General features: G+C 70.3%; 18 protein-coding genes and 1 riboswitch. Of the genes, 9 read left to right on the top strand and 9 right to left on the bottom strand.

The genetic code is table 11. The features are described from left to right. The first annotated feature begins 38 nt into the window (after positions 1-38). Positions 39-542, top strand: a complete 504-nt coding sequence (locus ACIQBL_RS10240) for a metallophosphoesterase family protein (protein ID WP_401939113.1) — start codon at positions 39-41, stop codon at positions 540-542. 112 nt (positions 543-654) lie between these two features. Here ACIQBL_RS10240 and ACIQBL_RS10235 read toward each other — a convergent pair whose 3' ends face one another. Then, a complete protein-coding gene (locus ACIQBL_RS10235; protein ID WP_401939111.1) occupies positions 655-1,755 on the bottom strand; it encodes an XdhC family protein in 1,101 nt (366 codons plus the stop codon). A gap of 221 nt (positions 1,756-1,976) precedes the next feature. On the opposite strand from ACIQBL_RS10235, the gene ACIQBL_RS10230 reads away from it, so the two are divergent. Both ACIQBL_RS10230 and ACIQBL_RS10225 read left to right on the top strand, forming a co-directional pair. Beyond that, on the top strand, positions 1,977-3,944 hold the full coding sequence (locus ACIQBL_RS10230; RefSeq protein ID WP_401939110.1) for a GTP-binding protein: 1,968 nt from the start codon (positions 1,977-1,979) through the stop codon (positions 3,942-3,944). Between the two features lie 85 nt (positions 3,945-4,029). Next, a complete protein-coding gene (locus tag ACIQBL_RS10225) occupies positions 4,030-5,886 on the top strand; it encodes a cellulase family glycosylhydrolase (protein ID WP_401939108.1) in 1,857 nt (618 codons plus the stop codon). 50 nt (positions 5,887-5,936) lie between these two features. Here the strand turns inward: ACIQBL_RS10225 and ACIQBL_RS10220 are convergent, their stop codons facing one another. Next, complete coding sequence (locus ACIQBL_RS10220; protein ID WP_401939106.1) at positions 5,937-7,184, bottom strand: YncE family protein; 1,248 nt, start codon at positions 7,182-7,184, stop codon at positions 5,937-5,939. A gap of 166 nt (positions 7,185-7,350) precedes the next feature. On the opposite strand from ACIQBL_RS10220, the gene ACIQBL_RS10215 reads away from it, so the two are divergent. Continuing rightward, positions 7,351-8,004 (top strand): TetR/AcrR family transcriptional regulator, encoded by a 654-nt coding sequence (locus ACIQBL_RS10215; protein ID WP_401939105.1) that lies wholly within the window; start codon positions 7,351-7,353, stop codon positions 8,002-8,004. Here ACIQBL_RS10215 and ACIQBL_RS10210 read toward each other — a convergent pair. Continuing rightward, entirely contained in the window at positions 8,001-8,993 is a 993-nt protein-coding gene (locus ACIQBL_RS10210) for a helix-turn-helix transcriptional regulator (RefSeq protein ID WP_401939103.1), read from the bottom strand. The two genes, ACIQBL_RS10215 and ACIQBL_RS10210, sit on opposite strands and share 4 nt — an antisense overlap. Before the next feature lie 114 nt (positions 8,994-9,107). On the opposite strand from ACIQBL_RS10210, the gene ACIQBL_RS10205 reads away from it, so the two are divergent. Further along, positions 9,108-9,506 (top strand): VOC family protein, encoded by a 399-nt coding sequence (locus ACIQBL_RS10205; protein ID WP_401939101.1) that lies wholly within the window; start codon positions 9,108-9,110, stop codon positions 9,504-9,506. A gap of 52 nt (positions 9,507-9,558) precedes the next feature. Here ACIQBL_RS10205 and ACIQBL_RS10200 read toward each other — a convergent pair whose 3' ends face one another. Both ACIQBL_RS10200 and ctaD read right to left on the bottom strand, forming a co-directional pair. After that, the gene (locus ACIQBL_RS10200) at positions 9,559-9,900 is read right to left on the bottom strand and encodes a hypothetical protein (protein ID WP_401940679.1); all 342 of its coding nucleotides are present in this window, start codon (positions 9,898-9,900) and stop codon (positions 9,559-9,561) included. 5 nt (positions 9,901-9,905) lie between these two features. After that, positions 9,906-11,522, bottom strand: coding sequence for a cytochrome c oxidase subunit I (gene ctaD, locus ACIQBL_RS10195; RefSeq protein WP_401939099.1), 1,617 nt, complete (start codon positions 11,520-11,522; stop codon positions 9,906-9,908). Positions 11,523-11,627: 105 nt separating this feature from the next. On the opposite strand from ctaD, the gene ACIQBL_RS10190 reads away from it, so the two are divergent. Both ACIQBL_RS10190 and ACIQBL_RS10185 read left to right on the top strand, forming a co-directional pair. Beyond that, positions 11,628-12,149, top strand: coding sequence for an RNA polymerase sigma factor (locus tag ACIQBL_RS10190; protein ID WP_401939096.1), 522 nt, complete (start codon positions 11,628-11,630; stop codon positions 12,147-12,149). Between the two features lie 87 nt (positions 12,150-12,236). After that, entirely contained in the window at positions 12,237-13,127 is an 891-nt protein-coding gene (locus tag ACIQBL_RS10185; RefSeq protein WP_401939095.1) for a CU044_5270 family protein, read from the top strand. On the opposite strand, the gene ACIQBL_RS10180 is transcribed toward ACIQBL_RS10185, so the two are convergent. Together ACIQBL_RS10180 and ACIQBL_RS10175 are read right to left on the bottom strand one after the other, a co-directional pair. Then, complete coding sequence (locus tag ACIQBL_RS10180; protein WP_401939093.1) at positions 13,128-13,976, bottom strand: bifunctional 5,10-methylenetetrahydrofolate dehydrogenase/5,10-methenyltetrahydrofolate cyclohydrolase; 849 nt, start codon at positions 13,974-13,976, stop codon at positions 13,128-13,130. It lies immediately after the preceding gene. 21 nt (positions 13,977-13,997) lie between these two features. Continuing rightward, positions 13,998-14,082: riboswitch (ZMP/ZTP riboswitch) on the bottom strand. 52 nt (positions 14,083-14,134) lie between these two features. Beyond that, positions 14,135-14,974 (bottom strand): hypothetical protein, encoded by an 840-nt coding sequence (locus tag ACIQBL_RS10175; protein WP_401939091.1) that lies wholly within the window; start codon positions 14,972-14,974, stop codon positions 14,135-14,137. 57 nt (positions 14,975-15,031) lie between these two features. On the opposite strand from ACIQBL_RS10175, the gene ACIQBL_RS10170 reads away from it, so the two are divergent. Then, positions 15,032-15,541: a MarR family winged helix-turn-helix transcriptional regulator gene (locus tag ACIQBL_RS10170; RefSeq protein ID WP_401939090.1), complete on the top strand. Its 510-nt coding sequence runs from the start codon at positions 15,032-15,034 to the stop codon at positions 15,539-15,541. A gap of 75 nt (positions 15,542-15,616) precedes the next feature. Here the strand turns inward: ACIQBL_RS10170 and ACIQBL_RS10165 are convergent, their stop codons facing one another. After that, positions 15,617-15,982 (bottom strand): nuclear transport factor 2 family protein, encoded by a 366-nt coding sequence (locus ACIQBL_RS10165; RefSeq protein ID WP_401939088.1) that lies wholly within the window; start codon positions 15,980-15,982, stop codon positions 15,617-15,619. A 171-nt stretch (positions 15,983-16,153) separates the two neighbouring features. On the opposite strand from ACIQBL_RS10165, the gene ACIQBL_RS10160 reads away from it, so the two are divergent. Next, the gene (locus ACIQBL_RS10160) at positions 16,154-16,447 is read left to right on the top strand and encodes a hypothetical protein (protein ID WP_401939085.1); all 294 of its coding nucleotides are present in this window, start codon (positions 16,154-16,156) and stop codon (positions 16,445-16,447) included. Between the two features lie 68 nt (positions 16,448-16,515). On the opposite strand, the gene ACIQBL_RS10155 is transcribed toward ACIQBL_RS10160, so the two are convergent. Continuing rightward, a complete protein-coding gene (locus tag ACIQBL_RS10155) occupies positions 16,516-18,270 on the bottom strand; it encodes an ABC transporter ATP-binding protein (RefSeq protein ID WP_401939083.1) in 1,755 nt (584 codons plus the stop codon). Positions 18,271-18,297 lie beyond the last annotated feature (27 nt).

Raw genomic sequence — 18,297 nt, 5'->3', positions numbered from 1 at the left:
ACTCGCAGGTGAAGATCCGCGGCCCCTAGGGTGAGGCCGTGCGACTGCTGCTGATGTCCGACACCCATCTCCCCAAGCGCGCCAAGGAACTCCCCGCGCGGCTCCTCGCCGAACTCCCGCGCGCCGACGTCGTGTTCCACGCCGGGGACTGGGTCGACACCGCGACCCTCGACCTGCTGGAGAGCCGCAGCCGGCGGCTCGTCGGTGTGTACGGCAACAACGACGGCCCCGAGCTGCGCGCCCGGCTCCCCGAGGTGGCGTACGCCGAGCTGGGCGGCCTGCGCTTCGGCGCCGTGCACGAGACGGGCTCCGCCCAGGGCCGCGAGGCGCGCTGCGCGGCCCGTTTTCCCGACCTGGACGTGCTGGTCTTCGGGCACAGCCACATCCCCTGGGACACCACGGCCCCCACCGGCCTGCGCCTGCTCAACCCGGGCTCCCCGACCGACCGCCGACGCCAGGCGCACTGCACCTACCTGACGGCGACGGTCACCGACGGCACCCTGTCGGACGTCGAACTGCACCGGCTGCCGCCGAGAACCTGACCGGGATCACCGGCGCCTCCCGGGGGAGAGAGCACGGCTGGTCGACACGACGGCGAACGGACCGCATGCCGAGCCATGGGACGCCCCCGGACCTCACACCGGACCGGGCAGGTCACCGCGCCCGATGGATCGCCCCCGCCGTCGCCGTCAACGGCACCCCCGTGCCACCCCACCGCAGCGCCACGATCTCGGCCGCCACGGACACCGCCACCTCTTCCGGTGTACGGGCGCCGAGGTCCAGGCCGACCGGTGAGCGCAGCCGGGCCAACTCGCCCTCGCCCAGGCCGGATTCGAGCAGCCGCCGCATACGGTCGTCATGCGTACGGCGGCTGCCCATCGCCCCGATGTACGCGGCCGGCCGGCGCAGCGCCTCCTCCAGCAGCGGTACGTCGAACTTCGGGTCGTGGGTCAGGACGCAGATCACCGTGCGCTCGTCGGTGTCCGTGCCGTGCAGATAGCGGTGCGGCCAGTCCACGACGACCTCCACGCCCGCCGGGAAGCGCTTCGGCGTGGCGAACACCGGGCGGGCGTCGCACACGGTGACCCGGTAGCCGAGGAAGTCACCGATCCGGGCGACCGCCGCCGCGTAGTCGATCGCGCCGAAGACCAGCATCCGGGGCGGCGGCGCGAAGGAGTGCAGGAACACGGTGACGGAGTCCTCGCGTCGCTCGCCGCGCGGCCCGTAGTGCCGCAACCCCGTGGCGCCGAGGGCGAGTTCACCGCGCGCGTCGGCCGTGACCGCCACGTCGAGGCCGGCAGCGCCGAGGGTGCCGTCCACCCTGTCGGGCCATACGGCGAGCGTGGCCCCGCGCGGCGCGGGGCCGTCGACTACCGTCGCCACGGTCACCGGTTCGCGGGCGGCGACCGACCGCGCGACCGCCCCGAACGTGGGATCGGCCTCGGGCGTTACGGGTCGTACCAGCACGGTGATCTCGCCGCCGCAGGTGAGCCCGACCGCGAAGGCGTCCTCGTCGCTGTACCCGAAGGTCTCAAGCCGTGCCTCGCCGCTCGCCACGACCTCCCGCGCCAGCTCGAAGACCGCCCCCTCCACGCAGCCGCCGGACACACTGCCCACGACCGCGTCGTCCGGGCCCACGGCCATCGCCGCGCCGGGGTCGCGCGGCGCGCTGCGGCTGACCGCGACCACCGTGGCCAGGCCGAACGGGGAGTGCGCGGCGTACCAGCCGCCCAGCACCGGGAGAAGGTCATGCATGCTCGGCTCCTGTCACCGCCGCCGCCGGACGCCGCAAGCGTCGCATCCGGCGCGTGCGCGGCCCCGGACCGCCACGGACCGTTAATCCGTTGGCGTCGCTCCGGCCGTTCTGCTGCACTTGCCCGTGACGGGTCACCGACGACCGAGGAGCACTGAGATGCGCGCACCGTTCATGTCCACCCAGGAAGGAAGGCCCCCCTCATCAAAGGACATGACACCAGGTGCACTTGCTCAACCTCGGGATTCTCGCGCACGTAGACGCAGGTAAGACCAGCCTGACCGAGCGCCTCCTGTACGCGGCGGGCGTGATCGACGAGATCGGCAGCGTCGACGACGGGAACACCCGCACCGACACCCTCGCGCTGGAGCGCCGGCGCGGCATCACCATCAAGTCGGCCGTCGTCTCGTTCCCGGTCGACGACGTGACCGTCAACCTCATCGACACCCCGGGCCACCCGGACTTCATCGCCGAGGTGGAGCGGGTCCTCGGCGTGCTCGACGGCGCCGTCCTGGTCGTCTCGGCCGTCGAGGGCGTCCAGCCGCAGACCCGCGTCCTGATGCGTACACTCCAGCGGCTGCGCATCCCGACGCTCCTCTTCGTCAACAAGATCGACCGACGCGGGGCACGCCACGACGACCTCCTGCGCGAGATCTCCGAGCGGCTCAGGGCGGCCGTCGTCCCGATGGGTTCGGTCGAGGGCCTCGGCACACGCGGGGCCGGTTTCCTGCCGGGTCTCGGTCCGGGCGCACCGGCCGTCCTCGCCGACCACGACGACGAACTGCTCACCGCGTACGTCGAGAACACCGTGTCCTACGACCACCTGCGCACCGCTCTCGCCGCCCAGACCCGGCAGGCCCTCGTGCACCCGGTCTACTTCGGCTCCGCCATCACCGGCGCCGGCGTCGACGCGCTGATCGCCGGCATCAAGGAACTGCTCCCCGCAGCCGAGGGCGACCCCCAAGGCCCGCTCTCCGGCACGGTGTTCAAGGTCGAGCGCGGTCCGGCGGGGGAGAAGGTCGCCTACGCGCGGATGTTCTCCGGCACCCTCCGCACCCGCGACCGGATCACCTTCGGCGACGCGGGGGAGGAGGGCAAGGTCACCACGGTCAGCGTCTTCGACCACGGCACGGACATCGGCTCCGACACCGTCCCGGCGGGCCGGATCGGCAGGCTGTGGGGCCTCGGCGAGATCCGGATCGGCGACGCGATCGGGGTACAGCGGAAGGCGTACGAGCACGTCTTCGCGCCGCCGACCCTCGAAACCGTCGTCGTCCCGGGACCGGACGCCGACCGGCGCGCCCTGCACCTCGCGCTGACCCAGCTCGCCGAACAGGACCCGCTGATCGGCCTGCGCCACGACGAGGTGCGCCAGGAGACCGCGGTCTCCCTCTACGGCGAGGTCCAGAAGGAGGTCGTCCAGGCCACGCTCGCCGACGAGTTCGGGGTGCGGGTCACCTTCCGCGAGACGACTCTGCTGTGCGTCGAGCGGCCGGTCGGCACGGGCGCGGCGGTCGAGTTCAACAAGAAGGAGCCGAATCCGTTCCTCGCCACGGTCGGCCTGCGCGTCGACCCGGGCCCGGTCGGCTCGGGTGTCCGGTTCGCTCTCGAAGTCGAGCTGGGCGCGATGCCGTACGCCTTCTTCAAGGCCGTCGAGGACGCCGTGCGCGAGACGCTCGGGCAGGGGTTGCACGGCTGGCGGGTCACGGACTGCGTGGTCACCATGACGCACTCCGGATACTCGCCCCGGCAGAGCCATGCCCACCAGGGCTTCGACAAGAGCATGTCGAGCACCGGGGCCGACTTCCGCGGGCTGACCCCGCTCGTTCTCGTCGAGGCCCTGCGACGGGCGGGGAGCCAGGTGTACGAGCCGATGCACCGGTTCCGCGCCGAGGTGCCGGCCGACACCCTGGGCGCCCTGCTGCCGGTCCTCGCCGGAGTGCGTGCCGTGCCGCGGACCACCGAGACGCAAGGGGCGCTCTGTGTGCTGGAAGGGATGGTGCCGGCGGCCCAAGTGCACGGGCTGGAGCGGCAGTTGCCGGGACTGACGCGAGGGGAGGGTGAGTGGGAGAGCGCCTTCGACCACTACGCGCCGGTCGCGCGGGGCGCCGTTCCGGAGCGGGCACGAACCGACCACAACCCGCTCAACCGGAAGGAGTACCTCTTGAATGTGACCCGCCGGGTCGCCTGAGGTGTCAACAGGGCTGGTGGCGAGCAAACTTACTCATGAGTCAGAAGTGTTGACAGTGTCCGGAATTCGCCGGACCGTAGTGGACATGACAAATGTCCGGGCGCGTTTGATCGGTGTCCTGGTTGTCCTCTGCGGATTCCTGTCGGTGCTGGGCGCTGCGCCCGCCACCGCCGCCACCCCAACCGACTCCCTCTGGTTCGACGGCTCAGCGCTGACCGTGCAGAACGGCAGCTTCGTGGACAGCTACGGCCGCCAGGTCGTGCTGCGCGGCTACAACGTCTCCGGTGAGACCAAACTGGCGGAGAACGACGGTCTCCCCTTCGCCTCGGTCGCCGACGCGAAGAAGTCCGCGACCGCGCTGCGCGCCCTCGGCGGCGGCAACTCGGTCCGCTTCCTGCTCTCCTGGGCCTACGCCGAACCCGTCCGCGGCCAGGTCGACACCACGTACCTGGCCGCCGCCACCGCCCAGATGCAGGCGTTCCTCGACGCCGGCATCCGCGTCTACCCCGACTTCCACCAGGACCTCTACTCCAAGTACCTGTTCAACAGCGGCAGTTGGTACACCGGCGACGGCGCCCCCAAGTGGGCCGTGACGCTGGGGAGTTACCCGCAGGAGTCCTGCGGCATCTGCCTCTTCTGGGGCCAGAACATCACCCAGAACGCGGCCGTGACGAAGGCCCAGTACGACTTCTGGCACAACAACTACGGCCTCCAGGACTCCTTCCTCACCACCGCCCAGTCGACCATGACGTACCTCCAACAGCACCTGACCACCGACGAGTTCGCGGGTGTCGTCGGCTTCGACCCGTACAACGAGCCCTTCGCCGGGACCTACGACTCCGGCCAGACCAGCCGCACTTGGGAGCAGAACCTGCTCTGGCCGTTCTATGTGAAGTTCCGGGCCCGGATGGACGCGGCCGGCTGGAGCGCCAAGCCCGCCCTGGTCGAGCCGAACCTCTTCTGGAACTCCAACATCTCCAGCCAGGTGCAGGAGGGCGGACTCCTCGACGCGGGCACGCTCGGGTCGCGCTACGTCTTCAACACCCACTTCTACGACCAGAAGGCCATCTCCGGCATCCTGATGTGGGGCAACGCGGCCGACGGCCAGTACTCGACCGACTTCGGGACGGTCCGCGACCGGGCCACGGCGGCCGGCACCGCCGCGATCGTCAGCGAGTTCGGGCACCCGCTGTCCGGATCGGTGTCCGGCAAGGCGCCGACCGTCCTCAAGGCGATGTACCAGGCCCTCGACTCCCGTCTGCCGGGCGCGAGTTGGTGGTCCAACCCGGCCGGCTCGGGCCCGGTGCTGTCCGGCACGCAGTGGCAGTGGGACATCTACAACGGCCGCCACAGCGAGCTGATGAACGACAACCCCGACAAGGTGCTCACCTCCGGCGACGCCTGGAACGACGAGGACCTCTCCGCCGTCAACATGACCGACTCCGGCACGGTGACACTCCGTCAGGACGCCCGTCTGCTCGACCGGATCTACCCGAGCGCGACCGCCGGCACCACGGTCGCCTTCACCTACGAGGACCGCTCCCGCGACGGCTCCACGACCCTGACCTGGAACCCGGTCCCCAGCACCCTCCCGAACGTGTCCTCGCTCGTCGGCTCCGGCCAGTACGGCCTGCTGATGTGGCGCTCCAACAGCTCCACCGCCCCGACCGAACTCCACCTCCCGGCGTCCTTCCCGGCCGCGTCCACCACCGTGGTCTCCGACCTCGGAGCGCTCTCCGGGATCCCGGCGTACACGTCCTCCACCGCGATCGGCTACGCCAACGAACCCGGCGGCACCGGCAGCCACCGCCTCCTGCTCTCGGCCTCCGGCTCGGGAACCCTGCACTACGCCCTGATCACCAACGGCGCGTCGAGCCCCTCCTCGACGCTGCTGAGCGCGGCCAAGTCCGAACTGGCCGCATGGGCGGCAGCGCACAGCTGAGAAACGCAACGGCACCGATCCCCTCGGGGACCGGTGCCGTTGCCGTTCGCTCAACTCGCGGACGGGCTCGTCCAGTCGGCCTGCACATGGCCCAGCCGTACGCGCTGCGGATGGTCGCCCACCGGGACGGAGAGCACCTTCTGCCCGGTGGCGAAGTCGATGGCCGTCACCTGGTCGGCGCCGGCCTCGGAGATGACGCAGTCCTTCCCGTCACCGCTCACGGTCGCCCAGTACGGCGTGGACGCCGTGACGAGCGGGCCCTCCTGCAGGGTGGCCCGGTCCACGACCGTCGCGTAGTTGTCCATCGTCCCGGCGACGCACAGCTTGGTGCCCTCGGGGTTCATCGAGATGCCGTGGTGCCGCGAGTCGAGCAGCCAGGTGGTGCGGTCGGTGCTGGTCGCGGGATTCGCCGGGAGCGTCTTCACGCGGGTGATCTTGTCGCTGGCGACGTCGTACTCCAGGAAGCCGTTGAAGAAGGACACCTGGAAGTACAGCTTGGACCAGTCCGGTGTGAAGGCGGCGGGGCGGACCGCGTCCGAGAAGTTCGTGAGACCGATCGCGTCCAGCCGGTCCCGCATGTCGATGATCTTGACCTGTTTGAACGTGGTGGCGTCGACGACGGTGATGTGCCGGTCGCCCTTGGTCCAGTCCCAGGCCGGATCGTCGAGCGAGGTCGTGACCTCGCCGATCGCCATGTTCCAGATGTACTTGCCACCGTTGGTGAAGAAGTTCTCGTGGGGCTTGTCGCCGGTGTCGAACTCGCCCAGTTCGGCACCGGTGTTGATGTCCAGCACCTGCACCTTGTTGGCGGTCGAGGCCGAGACCGCGACGCGGGTGCCGTCGGGGGAGACCGCCATGTGGTCGGCGCGGTAACCGGCCACCGGGAAACGCCAGTTGATGGTGTCGGTGGCGAGGTTGATCGACACGACGTCGGCGAAGCTGGGGCGGGAGACGACGAGGGACTTGCCGTCCGGCGTGGAGTACATGTCGTCCACGTACTGGTCGTGTCCCTGTCCGACCTCGTTGTGGATGGACGTGTAGTAGATCCACTTGATCGGGTCGGCGTTGATCTCCGCGAGGCGCGCCGCCTTGTCGGGGACGATGTTGATCTGCCCGATCTTCGCGAAGTCGCCGGTGGACTTGATGACGTCCGCGGTGCCGTCCCAGTTGTTGCCCACGAACAGCACCTCGCGCAGAGCGGCGGAGGAGTCGGCCGTGGCGGCCGTGGCGGGAGCGGCGATCGTCAGGACGAGGGCGGCGGCCATGGAGCAAAGGTGCCTGGGTCTGAAGGCAGGCATGACTGCTCTCTTCTGTGAGGTGAGAGGGGTGCCGAGATGGCGTGAAGGAATCTGAACACGCGCGCATTCAGAGTGAACTTACTGAAAAGTAAGGAAGGGCCCTCTTCTCCGCAAGACTGTGGACACGACAAGATTGGCCGATGGCCGACGAGACAGGGGTGTGACAGTGGTGGGCAGGCTCAAGGCGCCGACCGGTCGATACGGCGGCAAGTCCGCCGAGCAGCGGCAGGCCGAGCGACGCGGACGCTTCCTGGACGCCGCGCTCCAGCTGTTCGGCGACACCCCCGGCTACCGCGCCACGACCGTCGCCGCCCTCAGCGAGGCCGCGGGACTGTCCACCCGCCAGTTCTACGAGGAGTTCCGCAGCCTGGAGGACGTCCTGGCCGCCCTCCACCTCCAGGTCAACGGCTGGGCCGAGGAAGCCGTACTGGCCGCGCTCACCGCCGCCGAGGGCCTGCCGCTCGCCGAGCGGTCCACCGCGATCTTCCGCGCCTACGCCGCGAACGTCACCGGCGACCCACGGCGCATCCGCATCACCTTCGTCGAGATCATCGGCGTCAGCCCCCGGCTGGAGGAACAGCGCCTGGCCCGCCGCGCCCGCTGGATCAACCTCATCTGCGCCGAGGCCCGCGCCGCCGCCCAGCGCGGGGAGGCGGCCCGGCGCGACTACCGGATCGCCGCGGCGGCCTTCATCGGCAGCGTCAACGGCCTGCTCCACGACTGGACCGCGGGCTGGGTGGACGCCACGCTGGACGAGGTCGTGGAGGAACTGGTCCGGCAGTTGCTGGGCATCATGCAGCCGCCGGGCTGGAGTCGCTAGGCCGACTCGTCCGTGGCGTGCTCTTCCAGGCGACGGGCCAGTGCGCGGACGAGGTCGCGCAGGGCCGCCGGACGCTCGATGACGAACGGGCGGTCGATGGCGGCCAGGACGGGCGGGATCCAGTCCAGCCGCTCGGCCCGGATCCGGACGTGCACCCATCCGGCGTCCTCGTCCGCCGCCTCGTCGGGTGTGGACAGGGTGGCGATCTCGGGCGGGAGGTGGCCGCGAATGTGCCGCACGCCGCCCCGGACCCGTAGCGAGACGTCGTGGGCCCAGGGCGTGCGCGCGAGGCCGTCCAGCACGGTGGCCGCCGGGTCGAAGTCCGCCGGCACGTCGAAGGAGCCGGACCGCACACTCATCGCGGTGATCCGGTCCAGGCGGAACGTGCGCACCTCCCCGTCGGCAGGGTCCGCGCCGGTCAGGTACCACCGGCCGGCATGCGCCACGAGACCGTACGGCAGGACGGTCCGGTCGCTGTCGCGGCCCTTCCGGTCGGTGTAGGCGATCGCCACCGGGCGCCGATGGAGCGCGGCTTCGGCGAGTTCGAGCAGCACCTCCGTCTCCGGGGCGGCGGCGGTGGGGGTGCGGGGCCGCGCGGTGAAGTCGGCCGTGTCCAGCAGGGCGTCCAGCCGTCGGCGCAGGGCGGCGGGCAGGACGCGCAGCAGCTTCGCCGTGGCGCTCTCGCCGGCCGCGGCGGAGGTGGTGACCAGCCCGGCCCTCCGCCCGGCCAGCAGTCCTAGCACCACGGCCAGGGCCTCCTCGTCCGTGAGCATCAGCGGGGGCATCCGATAGCCGGGGGCGAGCCGGTAGCCGCCGTAGCGACCGCGGACCGCGTCGACGGGCACGCCCAGTTCCAGCAGGTGGCCGACGTAGCGGCGGACCGTGCGCTCGTCGACGCCCAGCCGGGCGGCCAGGTCGGGGACGGTACGGAGGCCGCCTCCCTGGAGGATCTCCAGCAGGGCGAGCACGCGCGCGGTGGATGTGGTCACTCCTGAAGTCTGCCTCGGATACCGGGCGGATTCTGTCCGGTATTGGTCCTAGCGTGAGAGACGGCGGCCGTCCGGTACCGCCTTCGACCTTCGCCCTCCGACTGGGAGCCCTTCATGAACTTCGTCTCGATCCGTGTCATCACCGACGACGTCGCCCGTCTCGTCGGGTTCTACGAACAGGTCACCGGCGTCTCCGCCACGTGGTCGACCCCCGACTTCGCCGAACTCGTCACGCCCGCCTGCACGTTGGCGGTCGCGAGCACCCGCACCGTGGCACTGTTCGGCGCCGACTCCGCACACCCCGCCGCCAACCGCTCGGTGATCACCGAGTTCCGCGTCGCCGACGTCGACGCCGAACACGAGCGGCTGGCCACCCTCGACTGCGAGATCGTGCAGAAGCCGACGACGATGCCGTGGGGCAACCGGTCCCTCCTTTTCCGCGACCCCGACGGCAACCTGATCAACTTCTTCACGCCGGTCACTCCGGAGGCCGTGAAACGGCAGGAGCGCTGATGCGTGGATTCCCTTCACACGGCAAGCGTCCCGGACGGGGGGACGCGTGTCCCTAGGTGAGCGCGGTGATGACCAGTCCCGTCGCCGCGAGCAGCGCACACCCCAACACGCAGGCGGTGAGGAGGCGTTGGCGCAGACGCCGGTACGTGGCCTCGTACTCGTCCCGCAGTTGCCCGCCCCGCTCGGCCGTACGCTCCCAGGAGACACGGGTGAGGGTGAGGTACTCCGCCTCGAAGTGCCGTTCCACTTCGGCCCGTTGGCCGTCGGTGAGCCAGTCGAGCCGGGCGGTGAAACGGGCGGCGGCCGTACGGCCTTCCGTGCGGGCGGCTGCGATGAGCAGATGACCCTCGATCTCGTTGAGGAACGTCCTCGGGTCCACGGGGTGTTCGTCCATCGCGGTCACCGGGGCGTCAACTCCCGTTCCAGGGCCGGGATCTCGGGGTGGTGCAGGTCGAACGCCGGGGATTCGCTGCGGATGCGGGGAAGGGTGAGGAAGTTGTGCCGCGGGGGCGGGCAGGAGGTCGCCCACTCCAGTGAACGGCCGTAGCCCCACGGGTCGTCGGTCTCGACCTTCTTGCCGTACTTGGCCGTCTTCCAGACGTTGTAGAGGAACGGCAGGATCGACAGGCCGAGCAGGAACGAGAAGATCGTCGACACCGTGTTGAGGGTCGTCAGGCCCTCCACCGCCAGGTAGTCCGGAATCCGGCGCTGCATCCCGTTCACGCCCAGCCAGTGCTGGACGAGGAAGGTGCCGTGGAAGCCGATGAACAGCGTCCAGAAGGTGAGCTTGCCGAGGCGCTCGTCGAGCATCTTGCCGGTCATCTTCGGCCACCAGAAGTGGAAGCCGGAGAACATCGCGAAGACGACCGTGCCGAAGACCACGTAGTGGAAGTGGGCGACGACGAAGTACGAGTCCGAGGTCGAGAAGTCGATCGGCGGGGCCGCGAGCATCACGCCGGTGAGACCGCCGAACACGAAGGTGATCAGGAAGCCGGTGGCCCAGAGCATCGGGGTCTCGAAGCTCAAGGACCCCTTCCACATGGTTCCGATCCAGTTGAAGAACTTCACGCCGGTGGGTACGGCGATGAGGAACGTCATGAAGGAGAAGAACGGCAGGAGGACTCCGCCGGTGACGTACATGTGGTGGGCCCACACCGTCACGGACAGGCCGGCGATGGAGATGGTCGCGGCGACCAGGCCCATGTAGCCGAACATCGGCTTGCGGGAGAAGACCGGGATGACCTCGGAGATGATGCCGAAGAACGGCAGGGCGATGATGTACACCTCTGGATGGCCGAAGAACCAGAAGAGGTGTTGCCACAGCAACGCCCCGCCGTTCGCGGCATCGAAGACATGTGCCCCGAATTTTCGGTCCGCCTCCAGCGCGAACAGCGCGGCGGCGAGGACCGGGAAGGCCAGCAGGACCAGGACGGCGGTCAGCAGGACGTTCCACACGAAGATCGGCATGCGGAACATCGTCATGCCCGGTGCGCGCATGCAGATGATCGTGGTGATGAAGTTGACCGCGCCGAGGATCGTGCCGAAGCCGGAGAAGGCCAGACCCATGATCCACATGTCGGCGCCGATGCCCGGCGAGCGGACCGCGTCCGACAGCGGGGAGTAGGCGAACCAGCCGAAGTCGGCCGCGCCCTGCGGGGTGAGGAAGCCGCCCACCGCGATGGTCGAGCCGAACAGGTAGAGCCAGTAGGCGAACATGTTGAGGCGTGGGAAGGCGACGTCCGGGGCGCCGATCTGCAGGGGCATGATCCAGTTGGCGAAACCGGCGAACAGCGGCGTCGCGAACATCAGCAGCATGATCGTGCCGTGCATCGTGAACGCCTGGTTGAACTGCTCGTTCGACATGATCTGCAGACCGGGTCTGGCGAGTTCGGCGCGCATCAGCAGCGCCATGACGCCGCCGATCAGGAAGAACGCGAACGACGTGACCAGATACAGCGTGCCGATCGTCTTGTGGTCGGTGGTCGTCAGCCACTTGATGCTCTTGAGGTCTCTCACGCCCCGCCTGTGTCCACGCCCCGCCCGCACGTCACACTCGACGGGCGCGACGAGAATCACGAAACCGGGTGTGACGATCGCCCGGGTGCCGGACACGAACGGGACATGAGCAACGACGAGAACTTCGCCGCTGCCTATCGCGAGCACTACTGGGCGGTCAGCCGCTACGTTGCACGGCGACTGGACGGGCGGAACAACGAGGTCGAGGAAGTGGTGGCGGAGGTCTTCACCGTCGCCTGGCGCCGCCGCGCGGATCTGCCGCCGGCCCCGCTGCCCTGGCTGTACGGGGTCGCCCGCAACTGCCTGTCCAACGCGGTACGGGGGTATGGGCGCCGGCGGAGGCTCGTCGAGCGGGTGGGCAATGACGAGAGTGCGCATGGGCGGCAGGTCGCGGCGGGGCCGGATGAGGAGGCGCCCGGTTCCTGGGTGCACGAAGCGCTCGCGCGGTTGTCTTCGGCCGATCAGGAGGTGCTGCGGCTGACTGCGTGGGAGGAGCTGGGGGTGGAGGAGGTTGCCGTTGTTCTCGGGTGCGGGACGCGTGCCGCGGCTATGCGGTTGCATCGGGCGCGGCGGAGGTTGAGAGCGGAGATCGATCGGCTCGTGGTGTTTGGAGGTGCGGGCCGTTGATTGAGTATTCCGCGGCGCCGTCGTGGCTGGTCGCGCAGTTCCCCGCGCCCCTATGGGGCGCTACAGGTGGACCGGAGGATCGACGCAATGGTCGATGAACTTGAACTACTGCGTGGCGCCAACCCGTTCACGGCCGACGGCCCCCTCTACAGTGACGGGCCCCTGGACCACCACGCCTCGCGTCGGCTCAACCGGCTGCTGCACGAACGGCGTCGCCGACTGCTCTGGAGTCTCACGGCGGGAGTCGCCGTCGTGGCGACCGCGTTCACGCTGCTGCTCGGCGGACCCAGCAGCACTCCTGCCGTGGCAGCACCCCGCCCCCTGGTCGTGCAGGCGAACTCCACGCCCGTGTCGCTGAACCAGCTCGCCGCTCTCGCCGCGGCGGTCGCCGTCGACGGAACTCCCGCCCTGCGCAGGGGTACGCACGTGCAGTCCTGGAGTCTCGGCATGTCCGACGACAAACCGCCGATCACCATCCCCGAGGAACGCATCGTGCGCTGGAACGCGGACGACAGTCACACCGAACGTGTCGTCGAGGACGGGCATGTCCTCAAGGAGACGACGTATCCGCCGAGTTGGAGCGATGTCCCGCCCGACGCCCGGCCCCCGCACGACGTGGCGGCACTGCGGGCGTACCTCCAGGAGACGGCGTACAGCAAGACGCCGTTGACCACCCCTGAACTCCTCGGCGCAGTGGAGGAGTTGCTGGACCACTGGACGCTCGGGGCGCGTGAGTCGGCCGCGTTGGCGCGGGTGCTCGCCGGGGCGGACGGGCTGCGGCCCGTGGGAGAGGTGACCGATCGGCTCGGGCGGCGGGGGCTGGCCTATGTGTACCGGCAGTCGGGCAGCCGTCTGATGCTGATCATGGACCCGGCCACCGGCGCCGTACTCGGACTGGAGAGCACCTTCACGAAGGACCAGCCCGAGTACGGGGTCAAGGCGGGGGACGTCATGGACTACAGCGCGTGGACGCGGTGATCACACCCCGAGCTGCCGGGCGGCGGCGGTCACCGTCTGTTCGAGGAGCGTGGCGATCGTCATCGGGCCGACGCCGCCCGGCACCGGCGTGATCAGCGAGGCGCGTTCGGCGGCGGAGTCGAAGTCGACGTCGCCGACGTTGCCCGCGTTGTAGCCCGCGTCGATGACGACCGCGCCCGGCTTGATGTCCTCGCCGCGGATCAGCCGGGGGCGGCCCACGGCGGCGACCACGATGTCCGCCTCGCGGACCACCGCCGACAGGTCCCGGGTGCGCGAGTGGCAGTAGGTCACCGTGGCGTCGCGGGCCAGGAGGAGCAGGCCGGCCGGCTTGCCGAGGATCGCGCTGCGGCCCACGACGACGGCACGCTTACCGGACGGGTCGACGTCGTACTCGTCGAGCAGCCGCATGATGCCGCCGGGCGTGCAGGACACGAAGCCCGGCAGGCCGAAGCTCATCGTCGCGAACGACGCGAACGTGACGCCGTCCACGTCCTTCTCCGCCGCGATCGCCTCGAACGCGGCCCGCTCGTCGATGTGTTCGCCCATCGGGTGCTGGAGCAGGATGCCGTGCACGGTGGGGTCGGTGGAGAGCGCGGTGAGGGTGGCGACCAGTTCGGCGGTGGTCGTGGTCGAGGGCAGTTCCACGTGCCGGGACTCGATACCGGCCTTGCGGCTGCGGTTCTGCTTCATCCGGACGTAGGTGACGGAGGCCGGGTCCGCGCCGACCAGGACCGTCGCCAGACAGGGCGCCGTACCGGTGCGCTGCTTGAGGTCGGCGGCCTTCTTCGCGGTGTCCTCGACGATCCGCCGGGCGAGCGCCGTGCCGTCCATGAGTCGTGCCTGGGACATGATCCACTCCTGAGCTGGTTGACCAATCGCCCAGGCGCACGGCATCGACTCCGCGTGGGCCGCTCCACGGTGGTGCTCCACCTCAGCGCCAGTCACGACCCGCGGACAGCCTAACCGAGGGCTCCAGGACGGGGCCCAGGACCGGTCTCCCACGGCCGTCAGGACCCGCTCTCCGCCGGCGGTGCCGTCGGGTCGACGCCGGCCAGGAATCCGCGGGCCTGTGTCGCTAGGCGGACGGCACCGATGGCTTCCGCCCAGCGGGCGACCTCTGTCGCCAGCGCCCTTGCCCCGGCCTCGTCACCGGAGTCCCGGGCCAGCACCGCCAGCAGCAACTGCTGGGAGAGCGTGCCGGGGACCGTGCCCGCCCCGGCACCCAGCGTGGCCGCCCGGCGCCAGCGGTCCAGGGCGCGGGCGTGGTCACCGGCGTCGTGGTCGTGGTCGCCGAGGTGGCGCAGGGCCTCGCGGGCCAGCAACGGGTCGTCGCCCGACTCGGCGGCGCGCAGCGCGGACGCGTAGTGGGGCGGTGCGCCCGCCAGGTCGGCGAAGTGGTTGTCCGTGATCAGACCGAGGTACATCTCCGCCCAGCCCCGGCGTCCCTCGTCCGGGGCGGCGTCGCGCAGTGCCTCGGCCTCGCGGAGCAGGGATGCGAGGCCCTCCGGGTCCTTGCCGGCGGGGCCCAGCCGGAGCTCGCCGTCGACGACGAGCAGCACGCGGTAGGTGTTCCGCAGCCGCGCGAAGTCCACGTCCCAGTCGCCGCCCGGGAACTCCTTCTCGGCCGCTTCGATGCGCGCCGCCGAGGTGTCCGTACCGGCGAACCAGTCCTGTTCCAGGGCCACTTGGGCGGCGGCACGGGCGATCCGCGCCCGGGAGTCGGGATCGTCGGCGATGCAGGTGTCCAGAAGGCGGGAGGCGCGCTTCCATCGCCCCGTCACGCTCAACTCGTGGGCGGTGGCGATGAGTTCCTCGACGGGGATGACCGCGTTCGCTGTGAATGTCATGACGGGGAAGGTAGTTAGGCGAAAAACTATCCACAAGAAAACTACTGCGGGAGGCAGATGGTGGAGGAGAACTCGGCGGGCGACTCGGTCGACCGGCATGTGGCGGTCTGGGCGAAGGAACTCGCCTGGATGGACCCGGTGAAGGAGGCGATCTTCTTCCGGCTGGCGATCCTGGCCCGGCACGCCGGTCGGACGCGGCGCGACGCGCTCGATTCCGATGGGCTCAAGCACTGGCAGTACAAGGTGCTGCTCATGCTGCGCAGGCTCGGGCCGCCGTACGAGACGAGTCCCTCGCGGCTCGCCGAAATGCTGGGGCTGACCCGTGGCGCGCTGTCCGCGCGGCTCGCGGCCGTCGAGGAGGCGGGGCTCATCGTCCGTACGCACGAGACGGGGGACCGGCGGCGGGTGCGGGTGCGGCTCACCGACGCCGGGCACGCCGTGTTCGAGCAGCATGCGGCGGCGGAGGAAGCGGGCGAGCTCGTGCTGCTCGCAGCACTGACCCCAGCAGAGCGGCGGACGCTCGCAGACCTGCTGCGGAAACTGGTGCTCTCCGTCGAGTCCCCGTAACGCCTCCGGGTGCTGTGCTGGCCGAGAAGGTCCAGGTCAGACGGGTGGTGATCCGGACCTTCGGCATCATCCTCGCTATCCGTCCCATGCCTGGATCATCGTCTGCCGGGCGATCTTGCCGTCGTTCAGCACCAGCATCGACTCGGCGAGGACCCGGGTCCCGTCCGCGTACTGACAGGACTCGCTGTAGGCGACCCGGTCCCCCTGCACGACGCACTCCTCCAGCTTGTGCGTCATGTCGCGGCTGTAGACGTCGGCGAGCATCGCGCCGATCTCGTCCCGGCCGTGCAGGACCTTGGGGTGACTGGGCTGGGTCTGGTGGTCGACGACGTGGATCTCGGCGTCGTCCGCGTAGAGCGACAGAAGTGTCGCCGCTGTGTGATCTTCGATGCCCCGGCGCAGGGCTTCGGTGTCGAAGCCGGGGCGTGCCGCGGTGCCCATGGTGACCTCCTCAGAGAGGCGCGACCCGAACAGGAGCGAGCCGTGACGGGCCTCTCCTACGAGACTCCTCCGCCAGGCCGGGGTCGGCAAACGCAGGGGCACTTTGAGCCTGACGGGTGAGCGGTGCCCGGCGCCCGTGTCCGCGCGGGGACCGTCCGCGTTGCTGAAAGCATGATCTCAACACGACGTATTGTCGCCGCCGTTGGTCTCGCCGTCGGGGTCACCGGCCTCGTCGCGCCGATGGCGAACGCCGCCGACGCGCCCGCCATCAAGGACGGCAAGGTCAGCCCGGTCGCCCTGCTGGACTCGCTCGCGGTGAGCGAGATCCCCGCCGAGCACCAGGCGCAGATCCCGAAGGTCGCCGACCAGATGAAGGCGCTGAACCACCTGAACGACCTCCAGCAGCTGCACCAGGTCACCGACATGGCCGCGCCGGTCACGGGACTCCTTCCCGCCGTCGAGTAGCGAGACCGTGCAGCGCGCGGACCCTGAGGGCCGTCCGGAAACGGGCGGCCCTCAGCCGTTCCGGAGGATCAGCCCGCCGTCGCCAGGAACTGCGTGGCCGCCAGCTCCGCGTACAGCGGGTCCGCGCTCACCAGCTCCCGGTGCGTCCCCACCGCCCGGACGCGGCCCGCGTCCATGACGACGATCCGGTCGGCCATCGTCACCGTGGACAGCCGGTGCGCGACGACCAGGACCGTCGTCGTACGGGCCACATCGGCGACGGTGTCGCGCAGGGCCGCCTCGTTGACCGCGTCCAGCTGCGAGGTCGCCTCGTCGAGGAGCAGCAGCCGGGGGTGGCGCAGCAGGGCGCGGGCGATGGCGACGCGCTGGCGCTCGCCGCCCGAGAGGCGGGTGCCGCGGTGGCCGACCAGGGTGTCGACGCCCTTGGGCAGCCGGGCGACCAGGCCGTCGAGGCGGGTCGTCTTCAGGACGCGGGTCACCGCGTCGTCGTCCGCGTCCGGGTTGCCGAGCAGCAGGTTGTCGCGCAGGGAGCCCGAGAGGACCGGGGCGTCCTGCTCCACATAGCCGATGGCTGACCGGAGTTGGGGCAGCTCCCAGTCCGCGAGATCCCGGCCGTCGACGGTGATGGCGCCGGACTCGGGGTCGTAGAAGCGCTCGATGAGGGAGAACACGGTGGTCTTGCCCGCGCCGGACGGGCCGACGAACGCGGTCATGCCCTGGGCCGGTACCTCGAAGGTGACGCCGTGGTGGACGTAGGGCAGGTCGTCGGCGTAGCGGAAGCGGACGTCGTCGAAGGAGAGGGCGGCGGGCCGGGCGCCGGGGGAGGGCAACGGGGCTGCCAGGGACGGGGGTTCGGCGGGAAGTCGCAGCGCCTCCTGGATGCGGGAGAGGGCCGCGGCGCCCGTCTGGTACTGCGTGATCGCGCCGACGACCTGCTGGATCGGCTGCATCAGGTAGAAGACGTAGAGCAGGAAGGCGACCAGTGTGCCGACGTCGATCGCGCCCGTCGCGACCCGTGCGCCGCCCACCGCGAGGACGGTGATGAACGCGATCTGCATCGACAGTCCGGCCGTATTGCCCGCCGCCGCCGTCCACTTGGCGGCGCGCACGCTCTGCCGCCACGACTCCTCGGCCGCCGCGTGCAGGGTGCGTTCCTCGCGCGCCTCGGCGCCGGACGCCTTCACCGTGCGCAGCGCGCCGAGGATCCGCTCCAGGGAGGCGCCCATCACGCCGACCGCGTCCTGTGCCTGCCTGCTGGCCCGGTTGATACGGGGCACGATCACGCTGAGTACAGTGCCCGCGCCCACGATCACGGCGAGGGTGACGCCCAGCAGAACAGGGTCAACAAGGCCCATCATGACGACAGTTGCGACGAGCGTGAGCCCTCCGGTGCCGAGGCCGACCAGTGAGTCGGTGGTGACCTCGCGCAGGAGCGTGGTGTCGGAGGTGATGCGGGCCATCAGGTCGCCGGGCTCACTGCGGTCCACGGCGGTGATCCGCAACCGCAGCAGATACGACGACAGGGCGCGCCGCGCACCGAGCACCACGGACTCGGCGGTCCGCCGCAGCACATACGAACCCAGCGCCCCCAGCGCCGCGTTGGCGACCACCAGCGCCGACATCGCCACCAGCGCGCCGGTGATGGTCCGGTCGTGCGACAGGTCGTCGATGAGACCCCGCGCCACCAGCGGCAGCAGCAGCCCGGTACCCCCGGTGACCAGCGAGAGCACCGCGCCCGCCAACAGGGCCCGGCGATGCGGCCGTACGTAGTCGAGGAGCAGCCGCCAGGCCGGCGGACCACTCCGAGTCGCTGCGATGCCCACGGTGCTCCTCGGAAGTCGTTCGAAGCA

This window comes from Streptomyces sp. NPDC088350, from assembly GCF_044753545.1.
Classification (GTDB): Bacteria; Actinomycetota; Actinomycetes; order Streptomycetales; family Streptomycetaceae; genus Streptomyces.
Note: the sequence above shows the minus strand (reverse complement) of the source record. Positions and strands in the feature narration are given on the sequence as shown.